The sequence below is a fragment of the Melioribacter sulfuriphilus genome, from assembly GCF_052656625.1.
In genome coordinates, this window is record NZ_JBQXXK010000007.1 from 76,371 (window position 1) to 97,006 (window position 20,636).

The 20,636-nt window shown below is 39.8% G+C and carries 24 protein-coding genes and 1 tRNA gene; all 25 read right to left on the minus strand.

Annotated elements, in window-relative coordinates:
* Position 1: 1 nt before the first annotated feature.
* A tRNA-Gln gene (locus tag ACUN8G_RS10385) sits at positions 2 to 72 on the minus strand.
* A 6-nt stretch (positions 73 to 78) separates the two neighbouring features.
* Positions 79 to 444 (minus strand): 50S ribosomal protein L18, encoded by a 366-nt coding sequence (gene rplR, locus ACUN8G_RS10390; RefSeq protein WP_437347500.1) that lies wholly within the window; start codon positions 442 to 444, stop codon positions 79 to 81.
* A gap of 17 nt (positions 445 to 461) precedes the next feature.
* On the minus strand, positions 462 to 998 hold the full coding sequence (gene rplF, locus ACUN8G_RS10395) for a 50S ribosomal protein L6 (RefSeq protein WP_437347499.1): 537 nt from the start codon (positions 996 to 998) through the stop codon (positions 462 to 464).
* An 18-nt stretch (positions 999 to 1,016) separates the two neighbouring features.
* Entirely contained in the window at positions 1,017 to 1,412 is a 396-nt protein-coding gene (rpsH, locus tag ACUN8G_RS10400) for a 30S ribosomal protein S8 (protein WP_437347498.1), read from the minus strand.
* A gap of 18 nt (positions 1,413 to 1,430) precedes the next feature.
* A complete protein-coding gene (gene rpsN, locus ACUN8G_RS10405; RefSeq protein ID WP_437347497.1) occupies positions 1,431 to 1,700 on the minus strand; it encodes a 30S ribosomal protein S14 in 270 nt (89 codons plus the stop codon).
* Positions 1,701 to 1,709: 9 nt separating this feature from the next.
* Positions 1,710 to 2,354, minus strand: coding sequence for a 50S ribosomal protein L5 (gene rplE / locus ACUN8G_RS10410; protein WP_437347496.1), 645 nt, complete (start codon positions 2,352 to 2,354; stop codon positions 1,710 to 1,712).
* A gap of 42 nt (positions 2,355 to 2,396) precedes the next feature.
* Positions 2,397 to 2,723 carry a 50S ribosomal protein L24 gene (gene rplX, locus ACUN8G_RS10415; protein WP_437347495.1) on the minus strand — a complete coding sequence of 109 codons (327 nt, stop codon included), beginning with the start codon at positions 2,721 to 2,723 and terminating at the stop codon, positions 2,397 to 2,399.
* Between the two features lie 13 nt (positions 2,724 to 2,736).
* Positions 2,737 to 3,105, minus strand: a complete 369-nt coding sequence (gene rplN / locus ACUN8G_RS10420; protein ID WP_437347494.1) for a 50S ribosomal protein L14 — start codon at positions 3,103 to 3,105, stop codon at positions 2,737 to 2,739.
* 31 nt (positions 3,106 to 3,136) lie between these two features.
* On the minus strand, positions 3,137 to 3,394 hold the full coding sequence (gene rpsQ, locus ACUN8G_RS10425; protein WP_437347493.1) for a 30S ribosomal protein S17: 258 nt from the start codon (positions 3,392 to 3,394) through the stop codon (positions 3,137 to 3,139).
* Between the two features lie 17 nt (positions 3,395 to 3,411).
* Positions 3,412 to 3,636, minus strand: a complete 225-nt coding sequence (gene rpmC / locus ACUN8G_RS10430) for a 50S ribosomal protein L29 (protein WP_437347492.1) — start codon at positions 3,634 to 3,636, stop codon at positions 3,412 to 3,414.
* Positions 3,637 to 3,647: 11 nt separating this feature from the next.
* Entirely contained in the window at positions 3,648 to 4,067 is a 420-nt protein-coding gene (gene rplP, locus ACUN8G_RS10435; protein ID WP_437347491.1) for a 50S ribosomal protein L16, read from the minus strand.
* 12 nt (positions 4,068 to 4,079) lie between these two features.
* Entirely contained in the window at positions 4,080 to 4,721 is a 642-nt protein-coding gene (rpsC, locus tag ACUN8G_RS10440; protein ID WP_437347490.1) for a 30S ribosomal protein S3, read from the minus strand.
* A 12-nt stretch (positions 4,722 to 4,733) separates the two neighbouring features.
* Positions 4,734 to 5,078, minus strand: a complete 345-nt coding sequence (gene rplV / locus ACUN8G_RS10445; RefSeq protein WP_437347489.1) for a 50S ribosomal protein L22 — start codon at positions 5,076 to 5,078, stop codon at positions 4,734 to 4,736.
* 30 nt (positions 5,079 to 5,108) lie between these two features.
* The gene (gene rpsS / locus ACUN8G_RS10450) at positions 5,109 to 5,396 is read right to left on the minus strand and encodes a 30S ribosomal protein S19 (protein WP_437347488.1); all 288 of its coding nucleotides are present in this window, start codon (positions 5,394 to 5,396) and stop codon (positions 5,109 to 5,111) included.
* Between the two features lie 8 nt (positions 5,397 to 5,404).
* Positions 5,405 to 6,229, minus strand: a complete 825-nt coding sequence (gene rplB, locus ACUN8G_RS10455) for a 50S ribosomal protein L2 (RefSeq protein WP_437347487.1) — start codon at positions 6,227 to 6,229, stop codon at positions 5,405 to 5,407.
* Between the two features lie 24 nt (positions 6,230 to 6,253).
* On the minus strand, positions 6,254 to 6,550 hold the full coding sequence (gene rplW / locus ACUN8G_RS10460; RefSeq protein WP_437347486.1) for a 50S ribosomal protein L23: 297 nt from the start codon (positions 6,548 to 6,550) through the stop codon (positions 6,254 to 6,256).
* Positions 6,551 to 6,564: 14 nt separating this feature from the next.
* Positions 6,565 to 7,191 carry a 50S ribosomal protein L4 gene (rplD, locus tag ACUN8G_RS10465; protein WP_437347485.1) on the minus strand — a complete coding sequence of 209 codons (627 nt, stop codon included), beginning with the start codon at positions 7,189 to 7,191 and terminating at the stop codon, positions 6,565 to 6,567.
* A gap of 14 nt (positions 7,192 to 7,205) precedes the next feature.
* Positions 7,206 to 7,826, minus strand: a complete 621-nt coding sequence (gene rplC, locus ACUN8G_RS10470; protein ID WP_437347484.1) for a 50S ribosomal protein L3 — start codon at positions 7,824 to 7,826, stop codon at positions 7,206 to 7,208.
* 10 nt (positions 7,827 to 7,836) lie between these two features.
* On the minus strand, positions 7,837 to 8,145 hold the full coding sequence (gene rpsJ, locus ACUN8G_RS10475; RefSeq protein WP_014854898.1) for a 30S ribosomal protein S10: 309 nt from the start codon (positions 8,143 to 8,145) through the stop codon (positions 7,837 to 7,839).
* A gap of 104 nt (positions 8,146 to 8,249) precedes the next feature.
* Positions 8,250 to 9,455, minus strand: coding sequence for an elongation factor Tu (gene tuf, locus ACUN8G_RS10480; protein WP_437347483.1), 1,206 nt, complete (start codon positions 9,453 to 9,455; stop codon positions 8,250 to 8,252).
* Between the two features lie 45 nt (positions 9,456 to 9,500).
* Positions 9,501 to 11,600, minus strand: coding sequence for an elongation factor G (fusA, locus tag ACUN8G_RS10485; RefSeq protein WP_437347482.1), 2,100 nt, complete (start codon positions 11,598 to 11,600; stop codon positions 9,501 to 9,503).
* Positions 11,601 to 11,621: 21 nt separating this feature from the next.
* Positions 11,622 to 12,089 (minus strand): 30S ribosomal protein S7, encoded by a 468-nt coding sequence (gene rpsG, locus ACUN8G_RS10490; protein WP_437347481.1) that lies wholly within the window; start codon positions 12,087 to 12,089, stop codon positions 11,622 to 11,624.
* Positions 12,090 to 12,091: 2 nt separating this feature from the next.
* Entirely contained in the window at positions 12,092 to 12,469 is a 378-nt protein-coding gene (rpsL, locus tag ACUN8G_RS10495; protein ID WP_041355685.1) for a 30S ribosomal protein S12, read from the minus strand.
* A 94-nt stretch (positions 12,470 to 12,563) separates the two neighbouring features.
* Positions 12,564 to 16,802, minus strand: a complete 4,239-nt coding sequence (gene rpoC, locus ACUN8G_RS10500) for a DNA-directed RNA polymerase subunit beta' (protein ID WP_437347480.1) — start codon at positions 16,800 to 16,802, stop codon at positions 12,564 to 12,566.
* Positions 16,803 to 16,851: 49 nt separating this feature from the next.
* Entirely contained in the window at positions 16,852 to 20,631 is a 3,780-nt protein-coding gene (gene rpoB / locus ACUN8G_RS10505; RefSeq protein ID WP_437347479.1) for a DNA-directed RNA polymerase subunit beta, read from the minus strand.
* Between the last annotated feature and the right edge of the window lie 5 nt (positions 20,632 to 20,636).

Here is a 20,636-nt window from a genome sequence, read left to right on the forward strand (position 1 = left end):
GCTGCCGGAGGAGGATTCGAACCTCCACATACGGCTCCAAAGGCCGCTGTCCTACCTTTAGACGATCCGGCAATCCCATTAGAATTTCAAACCACCTTCGCGTGCGCCTTCCGCAACCGCTTTTACTTTGCCATGATAGGGATAGCCGTTTCGGTCAAATACCGCTGCAGTAATTCCCTTTTCGGTTGCAATCTTTGCAAGCAACTTTCCTACAATTCTTCCTTTCTCAACTTTTCCTTTTACTCCTTTCAATTCCTCAGCAATCTCTTTAGATAAAGTTGAAGCTGCAGCTAATGTAGTTCCTGTAGTATCGTCGATTAATTGCGCATATATATGTTTGAGACTCTTAAACACACTCAAACGAGGACACTCAGGAGTTCCGTGTATTTTTTTTCTGATTCTAATTCGTTTTCTTAATCTTCTTGTAGTGTCTTTTAAAAACATTTTTCACACTCTCCTAATTATTTGCCGGCCGTTTTGCCTGCCTTTCTTATGATAACTTCGTTTGAATATTTAATACCTTTGCCTTTGTAAGGTTCGGGTTTCCTGAAAGATCTAATTTTGGCTGCTACGAGTCCCACAAGTTCTTTATCGCTTCCTGAAATTTTCAATTGATTAGGAGTTACGACTTCGATTTTAATTCCTTCCGGTGGAATAAAGAAAATTGGATGCGAATAACCGAGTGTCAATAAAATTCCGTTGCCTTTTGCTTCGGCACGATAACCAACACCTACGATTTCGAGTGTTTTCGAAAATCCTTCGGTAACTCCAACAACCATATTATTAATTAACGACCTGGTTAGACCGTGAAGCGCTCTATTTTGTTTCTCGTCGTTAGGTCGTGTTACGATAATTTCTTCTTTTGTAACTTCGACGTTAATATTCGGATGAATCTCCATCTGGAGTTCGCCGAGTTTACCTTTAATCTTCAAAAGATTACCATTTTTTGTAACGGTAACGTCTTTAATTGGAATCGGTTTTTTACCTATTCGTGACACTTTTAGACCTCTCAATTATTACCAAACTTGGCAGATTACTTCTCCGCCCACTGATTCTTTTCTTGCTTGTTTATCCGTCATTAAACCTTTTGACGTTGAAACTATCGATATTCCCAATCCATTCATCACTCTTGGGAGCTCATCTTTTCCGGCATAAATACGAAGACCCGGTTTACTGACTTTTTTCAAGCCAGTTATTGAAGGAATTCCATTAATGTACTGAAGATGAATACGCAAAATGTTCTGTTTGTTATCTTCGATGACATTATAATCTTTAATGTATTTGTTAGCTTTTAATATTTCTGCCAATCCTTCTTTCAACTTCGAAGAAGGAATATCGACGTATTTTTTTCTGGCTTTAATTGCATTTCGTATTCTTGTTAAAAAATCTGCAATCGGGTCGGTTGTCAACATTACTTTATTCTCCTTCTATTACCAACTTGATTTCTTTAAACCGGGAATTTCGCCTCTCAATGCCATTTCCCTGAGGACGAGACGGGAAACTCCAAATTTTCTGTAATATCCTCTGGGACGGCCGCTTATCATGCAGCGATTGTGTGCTCTTGTTGGAGCAGAATTACGTGGTAGCAACTGCAATGCCTCGTAATCACCTTTCTGTTTCAATTCTTTTCTCTTTTGAGCGTATTTTTCTCTCAGTTTTGCTCTTTTAACTTCACGTGCTATTAAACTTTTTCTTGCCATGACTTCCCTTTAATTATTTTCTTTTTTTCTAAATGGCATTCCAAATGCACTCAACAACTCATAAGCTTCTTTGTCTGTTTTGGCGGTCGTAACAAAAGTAATATCCATACCCAATACTCTGCTTACCTTGTCGATATTAATTTCGGGAAAGATGATTTGTTCTTTAATCCCGAGTGTATAATTACCTCTGCCATCGAAGGATTTGTCGGATATGCCTCTGAAATCTCTTACACGAGGAAATGCTATTGTAATCAGTCTATCGAGAAACTCATACATCCTTTCTCTGCGCAGTGTAACTTTAGCACCGATTTTCATTCCTTCTCTGAGCTTGAAGTTCGAAATCGACTTTCTGGCTGTTCTGATCGAAGCTTTTTGACCCGTAATAGTTTCAAGGTCCTTAACTGCTTCGTCGAGAATTTTCGGGTCCTGAACAGCCTGACCGACACCCATATTAATAACAATTTTTGCCAGACGTGGAACCTGCATAATGTTTTTATAGCCAAACTGCTGCATCAACTTAGGAGCAATCTCTTTTATATATTTTTCTTTGAGTCGAGCCGGAATTTTTTCTTCAACAACAGTTTCCTTTTCGGCACCGGCTTTAGCAGCTTTTTTTACTGCTTTTTCCTGTTTTTCAGTTTTTTGTTTTGCCATCTTAAATATCAATCCTTTTTGACGTTTAACTTATCGAAATTTTTATCTCAGCATTTCGCCGCTTTTTTTGCTAATTCTAACGCTTTTTTTCTTACCAGTTTTTTCATCGATTATGATTTTAGCTCCTATACGCGACGGCTCGTTTGTCTTAGGGTCGAGAATCATTACATTAGAAGCATGAATAGGAGCTTCTTTTTCGATAATTCCACCCTGCGGGTTTTTTTGAGAAGGCTTCGTATGCCGCTTACGTAAATTGACGCCTTCAACAATCACCCGATTTTCAGCGGGAAAAACTTTCAGAATTTTACCGGTTTTCCCTTTGTAGTTACCAGTTATAACAATTACGTTGTCATTTTTTTTAAGTTTCATAGCATCAATCCTCTTATAGAACCTCTGGAGCCAGAGAAATTATTTTCATAAATTTTTTGTCTCTTAATTCTCTTGCAACAGGCCCGAAGATACGAGTACCTCTCGGTTCGCCCTGATTGTTGAGCAATACGGCCGCATTGTCGTCGAATCTGATATAGGAGCCGTCTTTCCTACGCACTTCCTTTTTAGTGCGAACAACAACGGCACGCGACACATCGCCTTTTTTCACTGCACCTCCTGGAATGGCTGCTTTTACACTAACGACAATAATATCGCCAACACTGGCATATCTTCTGCCGCTGCCTCCCAGTACGCGGATACATCGGATTTTTTTCGCACCCGAATTGTCCGCAACAACTAAATTTGTTTCTTCTTGTATCATAATTCCCAGATCTCCGTCGAGCTTTTTCTATTTACTTAGCTTTTTCGATAATTTCTACTAAACGCCATGTTTTTCTTTTACTAAGAGGGCGTGTTTCCATTATTTTTACTTTGTCGCCGATGCCACATTCATTTTTTTCGTCATGAGCCATCAGCTTAGTGGTCTTTTTGAAATATTTCTTATACAATGGATGCGCCACACGTCTTTCAATCGCAACGATGATACTTTTATCCATCTTATTACTAATTACGGTTCCGATCCTAACTTTTCTATAATTTCTTGTCTGCATGGAAAACTTTTTGCTCCTTATTTATTTTCCTTTGATTCGTTCTGTTTTGCTTCCTGAAGCTGGCGCTCTTTAAGAACCGTTTTCATTTTGGCAATATCTTTGCGTGTGGTTCTGAGCAGCGCTGTGTTTGTTAAATTTTTCAGTTCGTGCTGAAATCTCAGATCGATTAAATTCTTATGCTCTTCCAGAATTCTTCTCTGAATTTCTTCTGTTGACATTTCTCTGATTTGATAAATCTTCATTTTATCAATCCTTATGATTCTAAATCGATTCTCTGTACAATTTTAGTTTTAATTGGAAGCTTGTGAGCAGCCAATTGTAAAGCTTCGTGAGCTGTTTCTCTGTCGACACCGTTAATTTCAAACAAAATTCTACCCGGTTTTACAACTGCCACCCAGAATTCAGGAGCTCCCTTTCCCTTACCCATTCTTGTTTCGAGAGGTTTTTTGCTGACGGGTTTATCGGGAAAGATACGAATCCAGACTTTACCATCACGTTTCATTTTACGTGACAGAGCAACACGACAAGCTTCTATTTGACGACTTGTAATCCAGGCTGGCTCAAGCGCCTTGAGGCCATAATCACCAAAATTAACAAGGTGTCCTCTGGTTGCTTTACCTCTTCTTCTACCTCTTTGCGATTTACGATATTTTACTCTTTTTGGCATTAACATGGAATTAAACTCCTATTCGGATGAACGTTTACCTAAAATTTCTCCACGGCAGATCCAGACTTTTACACCGATAGAGCCGTATATTGTTTGAGCAGTAGCCTGTGCATAGTCGATATCAGCTCTTATAGTATGAAGTGGGATCCTGCCTTCTTTGTATTGTTCAGTACGAGCCATTTCGGCACCGCCCAGTCTTCCAGAGCACATCACTCTAATTCCTTCAGCACCCATCCTCATTGCTGCAGTAATTGCGGTTTTCATTGCTCTTCTAAAAGAGATTCTTCCTTCAATCTGCTTTGCAATGTTTTCGGCCACAAGATAAGCATCTAATTCGGGTCTCTTAATTTCCGAAATCTGGACTTTGACTTCTTTTTGAGTAATCTTTTTCAATTCTTCTTCCAGCTGGGCAATTTCCTTACCGCTCTTACCAATAACAACGCCGGGGCGCGAAGTATGAATTGTCAATATAACATTCTTCGAGGTTCGATCGATCTTAATGGCAGATACACCTGCATTTTGAAGTCTTTTTCTGATGTAACGCCGTAATTCGTAGTCTTCCATTAATTTTGGGGCGTAACTCTTATTTTCGAACCAGTTCGATTCCCAGCCTCTAATTATTCCGACTCTAAAACCGATTGGATGTGTCTTCTGACCCAAATCTTCCTCCGATTACTTTTTTGTTGCAACAACAATTGTTAAATGATTTGATCTTTTTCTGATTCTGTAAGCCCTGCCCATTGGTGCAGGCATAATTCTTTTCAAAGTTGGACCCTGATTGACATAAGCTTCTTTGACGTAAAGATCTGAAATATTGTGGCTCGTATTTTCATCTTTATTCATTAGATTAGAAACAGCCGAACGTAACACTTTTTCAGCATCAACTGAAGCATGTTTGGGCGAAAAATGAAGAATCTCGATAGCTTGTTCGACTGATTTACCTCTAATCAAATCGACAACCAACCTCATTTTACGTGGCGAGGATCCGATATATTTGTGTGTCGCTTTTGCTTCCATTATTCCAAACCTCAATTACATTCTTAATTTTTACTTTGCTTTAGATGCTTTTTCTGCTTTTGTTCCTGGATGTCCTCTGAAAATTCGTGTGGGCGCAAATTCACCCAACTTGTGACCGACCATATTTTCAGAAATATAAACCGGGATCATTTTATTACCGTTATGAACGGCAATTGTATGGCCTACAAATTCAGGAGAAATTGTAGATGCACGAGACCAGGTTTTAATTATCTTTTTTTGATTAGTCTCGTTTAACTGCCTAATTTTCCTGAGTAATTTGACATCAATATAAGGACCCTTTTTGACTGATCTTGGCATAGCTTACTCTATTTTCTTCTCTTTACAATATATTTATTAGAAGGATTTTTCTTTTTTCTTGTTTTAAGACCTTTGGCTTTTTGACCCCAGGGCGAAACAGGATGTCCACCACCTGATGTTTTACCTTCACCACCACCCATAGGATGGTCAACCGGGTTCATCGCAACACCTCTCACATGAGGTCTTATACCAAGCCATCTGCTTCTACCAGCTTTTCCGATGCTAATATTTTCATGATCTGCATTTCCAACTGTACCATAAGTGGCCATGCATTCCACATTAATCATTCTTACTTCACCTGAAGGCATTTTCAATTGAGCGTATTTACCTTCGCGAGCCATCAATTGGAGCGATACGCCTGCAGAACGACCTAATTGACCGCCTTTACCTGGCTTTAATTCAACGTTATGAACAAAACTACCAATCGGGATTTCTTTAAGTGGAAGTGCGTTTCCAACTTTAATTTCAGCTCCGCTACCCGACATTACAGTATCACCTACTTTCAAGCCGTCTGGAGCAATGATATATCTTTTTTCTCCATCTGCATAATGTAACAATGCGATTCTTGCTGTTCTATTCGGATCGTATTCTATCGAGAAGACTTTAGCTGGAATACCGTGCTTATCGCGTTTAAAATCGATTATTCTATATTGTCGTTTATGTCCACCACCACGATGCCGTGCTGTTACACGTCCCAGATTGTTGCGTCCGCCGGATTTTTTCAGTGGAGCCAACAACGATTTTTCTGGTTCTGTTTTAGTAATCTCTTCAAATGAAGAGACACTCATAAATCTCGTTCCTGGTGTAATTGGTTTTAATTTTCTAATAGCCATTTAGTTTACTCCGATTCTCTCAGATTATACTTCGCCGAATATATCTATTTTTTGACCTTCTTTTAGCGTCACAATTGCCTTTTTGAATTTTGGCGTTCTGCCTTCAAATCGACCTCTCCTTGTAAACTGAGTTCTTCTTTTTCCTTTATATCTCATCGTATTGACCGCAACAACGTCGACATTAAACTTTTCTTTAACAGCTTTAGCAATTTCAATTTTATTAGCGTCGACCGACACGATAAATCCAAATTTGTTCGGATGTTTTTCCTGAATCGAGGTCATTTTTTCTGTAATCAAAGGTCTTATAAGTATGCTTTTCATATCAATACCAAATTTTAATTAAATGTACTTTCAAGCAATTGAACAGCGCTCTTTTGTAGCATCAAAACTTGATTGTTTAGCAATTCATAAACGGAAGCTTTGTTAGCCTCTACAATCGAAACTCTATCGATATTTCTACCGGATTTATAAACGTTTTTCAAAGTTCCGTTAGTAAGTAAGAGAGTCTTTTTGCCGTTCAAATTCAAGGCTTTAAGAATTTCAACAAAATTTTTTGTCTTTGGTTGTTCGAAATCAAAATCCTCAACAACAATAATCTGATTAGCTTTCGATTTGTAAGAAAGGGCAGATTTACGCGCCAGTTGAACAACCTTCTTATTTAATTTTTGTCTGTAATTTCTAGGTTTTGGTCCAAATACTCGACCGCCACCGACCCAGAGTGGAGAGCGTATCGAACCCGCTCTTGCTCCTCCGCGTCCTTTTTGGCGCCACGGTTTTTTACCTCCACCCCTTACTTCACTTCTTTCTTTGGCTTTGTGAGTCCCCTGTCTTTGATTAGCTAAATAAGCTTTAACAGCAAGATAGAGAACATGGTCGTTCGGTTCAATTTCAAAAATATCTTTCGAGAGTTCTATCTGCTCGCCTGATTTTGTACCGTCTATTTTATAAACATCTACTTTCATTTTTCGATCGTCATTTATTTATTGATAGCAACTATTGAATTAACCGCACCGGGCACAGCACCTTTTATCATAATTATATTCTGCTCCGGTATAACTTTTACAACTTTTAAATTTCTAATCGTAACCTGTTTTCCGCCCATTCTTCCAGCCATTCTCTGTCCTTTGAAAACGCGGGATGGGAAAGAGCTAGCTCCAATTGATCCGGGTGCTCTTTCTCTATCACTTTGGCCGTGAGTAGAGGAACCGACACCTCCAAATCCGTGGCGTTTTACAACACCCTGGAAACCTTTGCCTTTGCTATTACCCGTAACTTTTACTTTATCGCCAGGCTGGAAAAGATCAACTTTAATTTCGTCTCCGACTTTAAATTGAGTAATATCGAAGTTTTTAAATTCTTTAACGAATCGGGGCGGAACAAGACCGAGCTTTTTGTAGACTTCGAGTTGGGGTTTGTTAACTTTCTTTTCTTTCTTTGAACCAAACCCAAGCTGAAGCGCTTCATAACCGTCTTTTTCAACAGTCCTTAAACCGTATACTTTACACGGACCTGCTTCGAGAACGGTTACTGGTATTACTTGACCGTCTTCACTAAAAATGTTAGTCATTCCGATTTTTTTAGCTATCAATCCAGGCATTTTTAATTTCCTATAACTTTATCTCAATATCGACGCCGGCAGGAATTTCTAACTTGCTCAGCGCATCAACTGTTTTATTGTTTGAATTATGAATATCGATAATTCTTTTATGAGCCCTAATCTCGAACTGTTCACGCGATTTTTTATCGACGTGTGGCGAACGCAAAACGGTAAAAACAGTTCTTTTTGTCGGCAACGGTATTGGTCCGGAGACCACAGCTCCCGTGCTTTTTACAGTTTTAATAATTTTCTCAGTTGACTTATCAATCAGAATATGATCATAAGATTTCAACTTAATTCTAATTTTTTGACCGGGCACTTTTTTAATTCTCCTTTTTACAAATCATATCTTAAATGTACTTTGCCTTTCGAGGCAAAAAGAAGGGAAAGATTCCTCTTTCCCTTAATCTATTATTCAAATAACTATTCTATAATTTTTGTAACAACACCAGCGCCAACAGTTCTACCACCTTCGCGGATAGCAAAGCGGAGACCTTCTTCCATTGCAATTTCAGAAATCAATTCAACCGACAATCTAACATTGTCGCCAGGCATAACCATTTCTGTACCTTCGGGCAATTTTGCAACGCCTGTAACGTCTGTTGTTCTAAAGTAGAACTGTGGACGATATCCGTTGAAGAATGGTGTATGACGACCACCTTCTTCTTTCGACAGGATGTAAACTTCACCTTCGAATTTCTTATGAGGTGTAATAGAACCTGGCTTAGCGAGAACCATACCTCTTTCAATTTCTTTCTTATCGATACCTCTTAACAACAATCCTGCGTTATCGCCTGCAATAGCTGAATCAAGTTCTTTACGGAACATTTCAATACCAGTAACAACAGTCTTTTTGTGCTGACCGAGACCAATCAATTCAACTTCTTCATTTAACTTTATCTGACCTCTTTCAACTCTTCCAGTTGCAACTGTTCCACGACCTGTAATTGAGAAAACGTCTTCAACTGGCATAAGGAATGGCTTATCTATATCTCTTTGTGGTATTGGAATATATTCATCAACAGCTTTCATTAAGTCCCAGATGCATTGGTATCTTGGATCATCAATAGGAGCATTTTCAGTACCAGCTTCAAGAGCCTTCAATGCAGAACCTCTGACTATAGGAATTTCATCGCCGGGGAATTCATATTTACTGAGAAGTTCTCTTAATTCCATTTCAACCAGTTCAATCAATTCGGGGTCATCAACCATATCAATTTTATTCAAGAATACGACTATTCTGGGTACGCCTACCTGACGAGCAAGAAGAATATGTTCTCTTGTTTGAGGCATCGGACCATCGGTAGCGGCAACAACAAGAATCGCACCGTCCATCTGAGCGGCACCTGTGATCATGTTTTTGACGTAATCAGCGTGACCTGGGCAGTCAACATGTGCATAGTGACGATTTTCTGTAGAATATTCAACGTGTGCCGTTGCTATAGTAATACCTCTCTCTCTTTCTTCGGGTGCATTATCAATACTATCAAAAGTACGAGCTTCGGATAACCCTCTTTTTGCCAGAGCCATGGTTATTGCTGCAGTCAATGTTGTTTTGCCATGGTCTACGTGTCCGATCGTTCCAATATTGACGTGAGGTTTACTACGATCAAATTTTTCTTTTGCCATCGAGTTACTCTCCTTGTTATTTTATATTCATTTTAATTTATTTAATTAATATTCTTCAACTGACTTTTTCGATTGAGATTTTTCCATAATTTCTTCTGCCACCGACTTAGGAACTTCAGCATAATGGGAAAATTGCATTGTGTAAATAGCACGTCCCTGGGTCATGGATCTCAATACAGTAGCGTATCCAAACATTTGTGCTAAGGGCACTTGGGCTCTAATAACCTGAGCATCTTTTCTTGTTGAAAAACCTTCTATTTTTCCTCTTCTTGAGTTCAAATCTCCCATGACATCGCCCAAATATTCTTCGGGCGTAATAACCTCAACCTGCATAATTGGCTCCAGTAAAATCGGATTTGCTTTTAGAGCACCGTTTTTGAAAGCCATCGAAGCTGCAACACGGAAAGAAATTTCGTCCGAGTCAACTTCATGATAAGAGCCATCATACAATTTAGCCTTGACGTCGACTACTGGATAGCCAGCCAATACTCCATTTTTCATCGCATCCTGTATACCATTAATAACAGGATTGATATATTCTTTAGGTACTACACCTCCAACAATTGCATTTTCAAATTCAAATCCTTTACCTGGTTCATTTGGTGATAACTCCAGCCATACATGGCCATATTTACCTCTACCTCCCGATTGCTTGATAAATTTACCTTCCGCCTGGACAGTTTTAGTGATAGTTTCACGGTAAGCAACCTGCGGTTTACCTATATTAGCTTCCACCTTAAATTCTCTTTTCATTCTATCAACCAAAATCTCAAGGTGTAATTCTCCCATACCACTGATCAAAGTCTGTCCAGTTTCCTGGTCTACTTTAACTCTAAATGTAGGATCCTCATCTGATAATTTTGCCAGCGCATCCGAAAGCTTGTCCTGATCGGATTTTGTTTTGGGCTCGATGGCAATTTCGATTACCGGTTCGGGGAATGCCATCTTTTCGAGCATAATTGGGTCATCTTCTGTACAAAGTGTATCACCGGTACGCGTGTTTTTAAGGCCAACGATAGCCGCAATGTCACCTGCACGTATTTCTTCCATATCTTCGCGATGATTTGCGTGCATCTGCAATATTCTACCTACTCTTTCTTTCTTATCCGACACCGAGTTATAGACATAAGAACCAGATTTAAGCGTCCCGGTATAGACACGAATAAACGTCAGTTTACCGACATACGGATCCGTCATTATCTTAAATGCGAGAGCGGCGAACTTTTCATTTTCATCAATTCTTCTTTCAACACGATCATTTTTATGTACGTGATGTGCTACAAGATTACCGAGATCGAGTGGAGAGGGCAAGAAATTAACAACAGCATCAAGCAACATCTGAACGCCCTTATTCTTAAACGAAGATCCACAAAGGACAGGTACAATTTTAAGTTTAATAGTTGCCTCCCTTAAAACACGGAGGACTTCTTCAGGAGTAATTTCTTTGCCTTCGATATACTTTTCAAGTAAAGTATCGTCGACTTCAGACACTGCTTCGAGCATTTGTGTACGATATTTATTTGCCACAGGCTTCAAGTCTTGTGGTATTTCAACATCTTCGTACGTTGTTCCGAGAGTTTCTTCATGGAACATACGTGCTTTCATAGTCATCAGATCGATAATTCCGCTAAACAAATCACCCTCGCCAATCGGCAAAGTAATTGGAACTGCATTTGCACCGAGACGATCTCGCATCATTTGAACTGCATTATGAAAATCAGCACCCACACGGTCCATTTTATTTACAAAAGCTATCCTTGGTACACCATATTTGTCAGCTTGTCTCCAAACCGTTTCCGATTGAGGCTCGACTCCGCCAACCGCACAGAATAAAGCGATGGCGCCATCCAAAACTCTCAAAGACCGCTCTACTTCAACTGTAAAGTCAACGTGTCCAGGTGTATCAATAATATTTATTTGATGCCCAGCCCACATTGTAGTGGTAGCTGCACTGGTAATCGTAATTCCCCTTTCTTTTTCCTGTTCCATCCAGTCCATTGTAGCGGCTCCATCATGCACTTCACCGATACGATGGACTTTCCCAGTATAGAACAAAATCCTTTCCGTCGTCGTCGTCTTACCGGCATCAATATGAGCCATAATGCCGATATTCCTAACCTTACTTATTTCAACTCTTTTCGACATAATTTATCAGCTTACTCCTTTTCACCATTTAAAGTGGGCAAAGGCTTTATTAGCTTCTGCCATTCTATGTGTGTCATCTTTTTTCTTAACAGAGTTTCCTTCGCCGTTAGAAGCAGCAATTAGTTCGGCAGCTAATTTAAGAGCCATCGACTTATCTTTACGTTCACGCGCATACGTTCTCAACCATCTCAATGCAAGAGCTACCCTTCTTTCGGGCCTTACTTCCATTGGCACCTGATAAGTAGCACCACCAACTCTACGGCTTCTTACTTCCACTAATGGAGATACATTTTGAACTGCTTTTTTGAAAACTTCTAAGGCTGACTTTTTTGTACGTTCTTCAATAATATCAAAACTTTCGTACACAATTCTTCTTGCCGTGGATTTTTTACCATCCCACATAATATAATTAATAAACTTAGATACCAGCACGTCATTATAACGTGGGTCCGGTTTAAGATATCTTTTTTCTGCTCTTCTCTTTCTCATAACTATTTAGCTTTTGGTTTTTTAGTTCCGTATTTCGACCTACCTTGTTTTCTATCCTCCACACCACTGGTGTCGAGCGTGCCTCGAATAATGTGATATCTGACACCGGGCAAATCCTTAACTCTGCCTCCTCTTATCAAGACTATAGAGTGTTCTTGAAGGTTGTGTCCTTCGCCCGGAATATAAGCAGTAACTTCAATACCATTACTCAACCTTACTCTGGCTACCTTTCTGAGTGCAGAATTTGGTTTTTTGGGTGTAGTAGTATAAACTCTGGTACAAACTCCACGCTTTTGAGGACAAGCTTCTAAAGCAGGAGCTTTATTTTTAGAGGTCACTACCTCTCTTCCTTTTCTAACCAACTGATTTATCGTTGGCACGTAAATCCTCCACGTCTATTTCATTTTAATAAAAATTCAGACTCAAAATTTATCGATAAATATTTCAATTGTCAAGTTAAGTCTATAGCAAATATTAATTTATCGATTCTTTTTCTTCAACTTTTTGTTCTTCTTTTTCTTTTTCTTCTTCGCTTGTTAAGATTATATTTCTATATTTTTTCAAACCCGTACCAGCTGGAATTAAGTGCCCCATAACGACATTTTCTTTAAGGCCAATCAAGTTGTCAACCCTTGCTTCAACGGCCGCATTTGTAAGTACTTTTGTAGTTTCCTGGAACGATGCAGCTGAAATAAAGCTTTCTGTAGAAAGGGCAGCCTGGGTAATGCCTAACAATATATTGTCAAAAGTAGCTGGTTCGGCATCGCGTACCTTCATCGGTTTCTTCCCTTTCCTGGTAAGGTCTGCATTAATATCTCTGTACTTAGAACGTGGAATCAATTGTCCTTCTTTGAAACGTGACTGTCCTGGGTCAATGATATAGACCATATTCTTGATTCTTTCGTTCTCCTCGATTACTTTATTTCTGTCTTCAAGGCTTTCTTCAATGAAATTAGTATCTCCTGACGAAATTATTCTTAGTTTTTGGAGCATTTGTTTAACTATTACTTCAATATGCTTGTCGTTTATTTTTACGCCTTGAAGGCGATAGACGTCCTGAATTTCGTTTACAAGATATTCCTGCACGGCATTTGGACCCTTAATTTTAAGTATGTCGTGAGGATTAACTGGACCATCGGTAATCTTTTCACCTGCTGGAATTTCATCACCTTCTTGAACCAGCACATGCTTTCCGTAAGGTACGGAATAAACTTTTTGGATAGAGCCGTCAAATGATTCCACAATTATTTCGCGTGAGCCTCGTTTCCTGGCTCCAAATTTAACACGTCCTTCGATTTCGGATACTATTGCAGGATCGTGTGGACTTCTGGCTTCAAAAAGTTCGGTTACTCTTGGTAAACCACCTGTAATATCTCGCGTCTTTGCCGCCGATTTCGAAATCTTAGCCAGTACGGTTCCAGCTTGGATCACTTCTCCCTCCTCAACAGAGAGATATGCTCTTGTAGGTAAATTAAATACTTTTTCGTTGCCTTTGGAATCTCTAATTAAAATACTCGGTGTAAGATTTTTATCTTTTGATTCAATAACTACTTTTTGGACGTGTCCTGTTTGTTCATCTGCTACCTGCTGATAAGTAATATTATCGACCAAGTCGACAAATACGACTGTACCGCCTATATCTGATATAATAACTGAGTTATAAGGATCATGATTGTAAAGAGGAGTCCCCTTTTCAACTTCCTGACCGTCGTTGACCATCAGTTCGGCACCGTAAGGAATTTCGTATCTCTTAATTTGTCTGTTGTCGTTATCAAAAATTCCAATTGCGCCACGTCTTCCGATAACTACTTTTACTGGTCCAAATACATCATTTTTTTCTACAAAATTTATTTTGTCGTATTTTACTTTACCTGCGACGTTTGTTTCAACCTGCGACTGACTTGCAATACGAGATGATGTACCTCCAAAGTGGAAGGTACGAAGAGTAAGCTGGGTACCAGGTTCGCCAATAGATTGAGCGGCAATAATTCCTACTGCTTCTCCTATTTCCACAAGCTGCCCTGTTGTCAAATTTCTTCCATAACATTTTGCACATACTCCCTGGCGTGCTTCGCATGTAAGAACGGTTCTTATATAAACCTGATCGATGTTTGCTTCGTCGATTCTTTCTGCAATCTCTTCCGTAATCATTTCACCGGCTTCGATGATCAGTTCATCGGTTCTTGGGTCGTAGACGTCTTCCTGAGCAACGCGACCGGTGATACGTTCAGCAAGAGGTTCTCGTTCGAGTTCAACATCCTTCAATGCAGTAATATATACACCACGGATTGTCCCACAATCTTCTTCCGTTACAATTACATCTTGAGCTACGTCTGTTAATCTCCTTGTAAGATAACCTGCATCCGCTGTTTTAAGAGCAGTATCAGCAAGACCTTTACGAGCACCGTGCGTGGAGATAAAATATTCCAGCACAGAAAGCCCCTCTTTAAAGTTAGCCACAATTGGATTTTCTATAATTTCACCGGATTGACCTGAAAGACTCTTCTGTGGTTTTTGCATAAGACCACGCATACCGGCAAGCTGGCGTACCTGTTCTTGCGAACCACGAGCGCCGGAATCGACCATCATATGGAGTGAATTGAAACCATTCTGGTCATTTTTTAGTCTCTCCATCAACGAACGGGCAACGTTATTTGTCGTAAATGTCCAGATATCAATAATCTTGTTGTATCTTTCTGCATCGGTAATGAGTCCTTGCTCGTGCTCGCTGAGAACTCCCATTACTTTCTTATTTGCATCTTCAATTAATTTTGATTTTTCATCTGGAATAATCATATCACTAAAACTAATAGATATACCTGCAGCCGTGGCGTATCTATAACCTAAATCTTTAACGTCATCAATAAATTTGGCAGTAACTTCGTTACCAAGCTTCATAAACATCTTATATATAAGTCCGCTAAATATTTTCTTGACCAGAAGTTCGTTAATAAAGCCCATTTCTCTTGGAACTATCTGATTGAAAATAACGCGTCCTACAGTAGTTTCAATTAATTCTCCTTCGTATTTCAATTTAATTTTTGCGTGAAGGTCAACAGCTTTTGAATTGTATGCTATGAGCACTTCTTCCATACTACCGAATATCATACCTTCGCCTTTAGCTCCAGGCATGAATTTGGTCAAGTAATAACATCCGAGAACTATATCTTGAGTTGGAATTACGATTGGCATACCATTTTGAGGCGAAAGGATGTTATGAGAACTGAGCATCAGAATCGATGCCTCAAGCTGAGCTTCGTATGACAGTGGAACGTGTACTGCCATCTGGTCGCCGTCAAAGTCGGCATTAAATGCCGTACAAACCATCGGGTGCAATTGAATTGCTTTGCCGTCAATCAGGACTGGTTGAAAAGCCTGAATTCCCAAACGGTGCAATGTGGGGGCTCGGTTGAGCAGTACTGGATGACCTTCGATTAATTTTTCCAGTATTTCCCATATAATTGGTTCTTTTCTGTCGACAGCTTTTCTTGCACTTTTAACTGTTTTATAGTGTCCACGCTCCATCAACTTGCGAATGATAAATGGCTTGAACAATTCAACGGCCATATCCTTCGGCAAACCGCACTGGTGAAGTTTTAATTCTGGACCGACAACAATGACCGAACGTCCGGAATAATCGACTCTTTTTCCTAAAAGATTCTGGCGGAATCGTCCCTGCTTACCCTTGAGCATATCGCTTAAAGATTTAAGCGGGCGGTTACCGTCGCTTCTGACTGCGCTTGACCTTCTTGAATTGTCGAAAAGTGCATCAACTGCTTCCTGAAGCATTCTCTTTTCATTCCTGAGAATTACTTCGGGAGCTTTTATATCTATTAATCTTTTGAGACGATTATTTCTTATAATAACACGACGATACAGGTCATTCAAATCGCTCGTGGCAAAGCGTCCACCTTCCAAAGGTACTAATGGTCTGAGTTCAGGCGGTATAACTGGAATTACGCTCAGTACCATCCACTCAGGTTTATTAGGAACTTTGCCTTCTCGTTCTCTGAATGCTTCGAGTACGCGTAGTCGTTTTAGAATGTCATTCCTTTTCTGTTGCGATGATTCATCTGCAAGCTGTGCTTTTAATTCCTTAAACGTAGCTTCGATATCAATACTTTTGAGTAGTTCTTTGATTGCTTCGCCGCCAATCTTAGCAACGAATTTTTTCGGATCGTCGTCTTCGAGAGCATCATTATCGTGTGGCAGCGACTGAACTATCTCATAATACTGATCTTCGGAAATCAAGTCTTTTCTTTGAAGACCAGTAGGTCCGGGATTAAGTACCACATACGATTCGTAGTAAATAACTCGTTCGAGTTCTTTTGTGGTCATTCCAATAATATTACCGATTTTCGAAGGTAGGGCTTTGAAGAACCAGATATGAACAACCGGAACAGCCAGAGCAATATGTCCCATCCGTTCTCTTCTTACCGATTTCAAAGTAACTTCAACACCGCAACGATCACAAACAATCCCTTTATATCTTATCCCTTTATACTTTCCGCAGGCGCATTCCCAATCTTTAACAGGACCGAATATTTTTTCGCAGAATAGACCATCTTTTTCGGGGCGGAACGACCTGTAATTGATCGTCTCGGGTTTAGTCACCTCGCCATGTGAGCGCGATAATATATCATCAGGGCTAGCAAGGCTAATAGTCAATCGTTCTATATTTCTAACTTTTGTTTCTTGAAATTTAGATGTCATAAATAATTTCTCCTTCAAACTTTTATTAATATAAATCTCACACGGTTAATCAATTAATTTTGATATTCAGACCCAGACCTTGTAATTCTTTAATCATGACATTGAAAGCTTCGGGAATATTTGGTTCCGGAATGTTTTCGCCTTTTACAATCGCTTCATAAGTTTTCGCTCTACCAGTTACATCGTCACTTTTAACCGTCAAGATTTCCTGAAGTACGTGAGCAGCGCCATATCCTTCGAGAGCCCATACTTCCATTTCACCGAATCTTTGACCACCAAATTGTGCTTTACCGCCTAATGGCTGTTGAGTAATGAGCGAATAAGGTCCAATAGAGCGGGCATGTATTTTGTCGTCGACCATATGACCGAGTTTCATCATGTAAATATACCCGCAGGTTACTTTCTGGTGAAAACGTTCTCCTGTACGTCCGTCATAGAGCCAGGTTTTGCTTCCTTCGGGAAGTCCAGCTTTCTTAAGCCATTCTTCTACATCGTTAACACCTGCACCATCGAAAATTGGAGTTTCAAATTTAACACCAAGTTTTTTCCCGACCCAGCCAAGAGCCGTTTCGTAAAGCTGCCCGATATTCATACGTGAAGGCACGCCCAAAGGATTGAGAACTATATCTACGGGTGTTCCATCTTCATGATAAGGCATATCTTCAACTGGTACTACTTTGGCAACGACACCTTTGTTACCGTGTCTTCCTGCCATTTTATCACCAACCTGAATCTTTCTCTTCTTGGCAACATATACTTTGGCTAATTGTGTAATTCCTGGTGGCAATTCGTCGCCAGATTGAATTTTGAGACGTTCTCTTTTGAAATCTTCCTCAATTTCAGCAAGTACATCAAAATAATTTGAGTAAAGTTTTTTAACCAGTTCATTTGTTTTTGCTTTGTCGAACCAGTCTTTTGTATAATCGAGTTTTGTTACATCATCGATATCTGAAAAAGTCGATTCTTTGATCGTCGTTCCGCTTCGTATCACGACACTACCGTCGAGATCACGAATTCCAGTTGTAGTTTTTCCAAGCGTCAAAGTCGTAAGCTTTTCGACTAATTTATTATAATAAGCATCCTTTTTACGCTGATATTCTGACTCAAGTGCATCGAGCTGTTTTTTCTCTTGCTTCTTAGAGTCAGCATCTTTCCTTTTCCTGCTAAAAAGACGAGTTTTAATGACAACACCTTTGAGTCCTGGAGGAGCTTTTAAAGAAGCATCTTTAACATCGCCAGCTTTATCGCCGAAGATTGCTTTAAGCAGCTTTTCCTCAGGTGTTGGGTCCGATTCGCCTTTTGGAGTGATTTTACCAATAAGAATATCGCCTTCTTTAACTTCGGCGCCTCCTCTGATAATACCGTTTTCGTCCAGATCCTTAGTAGCTTCTTCGCTAACGTTAGGAATATCTCTGGTTAATTCTTCCTGACCACGTTTGGTTTCACGAACCTGGAGTTCAAATTCTTCTATATGAATTGAAGTAAATACGTCGTCTGCTACGAGTCGTTCACTGATAATAATAGCATCCTCAAAGTTATATCCGCGCCAGGGCATGAATGCAACGGAAATGTTCCTGCCGAGAGCTAATTCTCCATTTTCAACAGATGGACCATCGGCCAGTATATCGCCTTTTTTTACTCTCTGTCCAGTAACAACTCGCGGTTTTTGATTAAAGCATGTTTCCTGGTTAGTGCCTGAAAATTTAGTCAATTTATATTCAACTTTTCTTTCGCTATCAAAACTTACAAGAGCTTCGTCTTCGTCCAGATCTGAATCATAAGAAACAATAATTTTTTCTGCATCAGCAAATTCCACTACACCGTCTTTTTCAGCAACAATTACTGCTCTTGAATCGCGTGCTACTTTATATTCCATTCCGGTACCTACGATTGGAGCTTCCGGAACGAGTAGCGGCACAGCCTGGCGTTGCATGTTCGAACCCATCAATGCACGGTTAGCATCGTCGTGTTCGAGGAATGGGATTAACGATGCAGCGGCACTCACGATTTGAGCTGGCGCAACATCCATATATTGAACTTCACTCGGCGGCACTACAGGATATTCGTCTTTAAAACGGCATTTTACTCTATCAAGTATAAATCTACCGTGTTCGTCGAGTGGAGCATTTGCCTGAGCAATAATATATTGATCTTCCTGATCTGCGCTGAGATATTCGATCTGGTTGGTTACTTTGCCGTCTTTTACTTTTCGATATGGCGTTTCAAGGAAACCATATTGATTGACCCTTGCATATATAGTCAATGAAGAAATAAGACCGATATTTGGACCTTCGGGAGTTTCGATTGGACAGAGTCGTCCATAATGCGAGTGGTGAACGTCGCGTACTTCGAAACCCGCACGTTCTCGAGTAAGGCCACCAGGTCCAAGAGCAGAAATTCTCCTCTTATGAGTAATTTCAGATAGAGGATTTGTTTGATCCATGAACTGGGATAACTGGTTCGTACCAAAAAACGCATTAATTACACTACTGATAGTTCTGGCATTGACCAGATCCTGTGGTTGCATATTCTCGTTATCGCGCATATTCATGCGTTCTTTAATCGTACGAGCCATTCTGGCAAGTCCAATATTATATTGTTGCTGCAGCTGCTCGCCAATTGTTCTTACACGTCTGTTGCCCAAATGGTCGATGTCGTCTACGCTTAAATTTCCATTCTTGAGCATTATTATATTCTTCATAATTGCAACGATATCTTCTACGGTAAGAACTCTTATGCTTTCGTCGACATTGAGACCAAGTCGATCATTCATTCTAAAACGGCCAACTTCACCAAGGTCGTACCTTTTATCGCTGAAGAAGAGTTTATCCAGAAGACCCAGTGCGGTTTCGAGATCAGGAGCTTCACCAGTTCTTAATTGTCTGTAAATTGCAAAGAGAGCCTCTTCTTTTGTTTTGGCCGTATCTTTTTTGAGTGTATTTATAATAAGGTCTTGTTCTATCGAAGTTTCGGAGGTTATTAATTTTACTTTTTGAAGCGAAGACTTCTTAATATTATCGATTATCTCTTCGTTCAATGGTTCGTCTTTCGAAACATAAATTTCACCGGTCTGCAAATCGATTACATCGTCTGCGGCAATACGTCCAGAATGAACTTCGGGGTCAAGTTTTTTAACAGCAACTTCTTCAATTAGGCTGAATAAATTAAGAATTTGTTCGTCAGTTTCGTAACCGAGCGCTCTTAAAAGAGTAGTAGAAGGGAATTTTTTTCTTCGATCGATATAGACATATAGCACATTATTAATATCGGTAGCAAATTCAACCCACGAACCTCTGAATGGAATAATACGAGCAGAATAAATTGGCGTTCCGTTTGGGTGGAACGTTTGAGAGAAAGCGACACCCGGCGAACGATGGAGCTGACTGACTATAACACGTTCGGCTCCATTAATAACAAACGTCCCTTTTTCTGTCATAAAAGGGAGATTGCCCAGATAAACTTCTTGCTCGACTGTATTGATAAACTCTTCAGTTTCACTGTCTCTTGTCGAAAGACGCAATTTGGCTTTTAAAGGAGCCGAATAAGTTAAACCCCTTTCCTCACACTCGGCAATCGAGAAACGAGGTTTTTCAATATGATATTCAATAAAGTCGAGTCGATAAAATTCTTTATTGTCGAGTATGGGAAAATTTTGATTGAAAACAGCCTGCAGTCCTTTGTTTTCTCTTTGAGAAGGCGGCACCGAAAGCTGCAAGAATTCTTCAAATGATTCAAGTTGTATGTTCAATAGGTCGGGTACTTTAAGAACAGGCGAAATCTTACCAAACGTTATGCGACCGTTAGTTTTATTAATCTTTTGTTTTTCCAATCCTA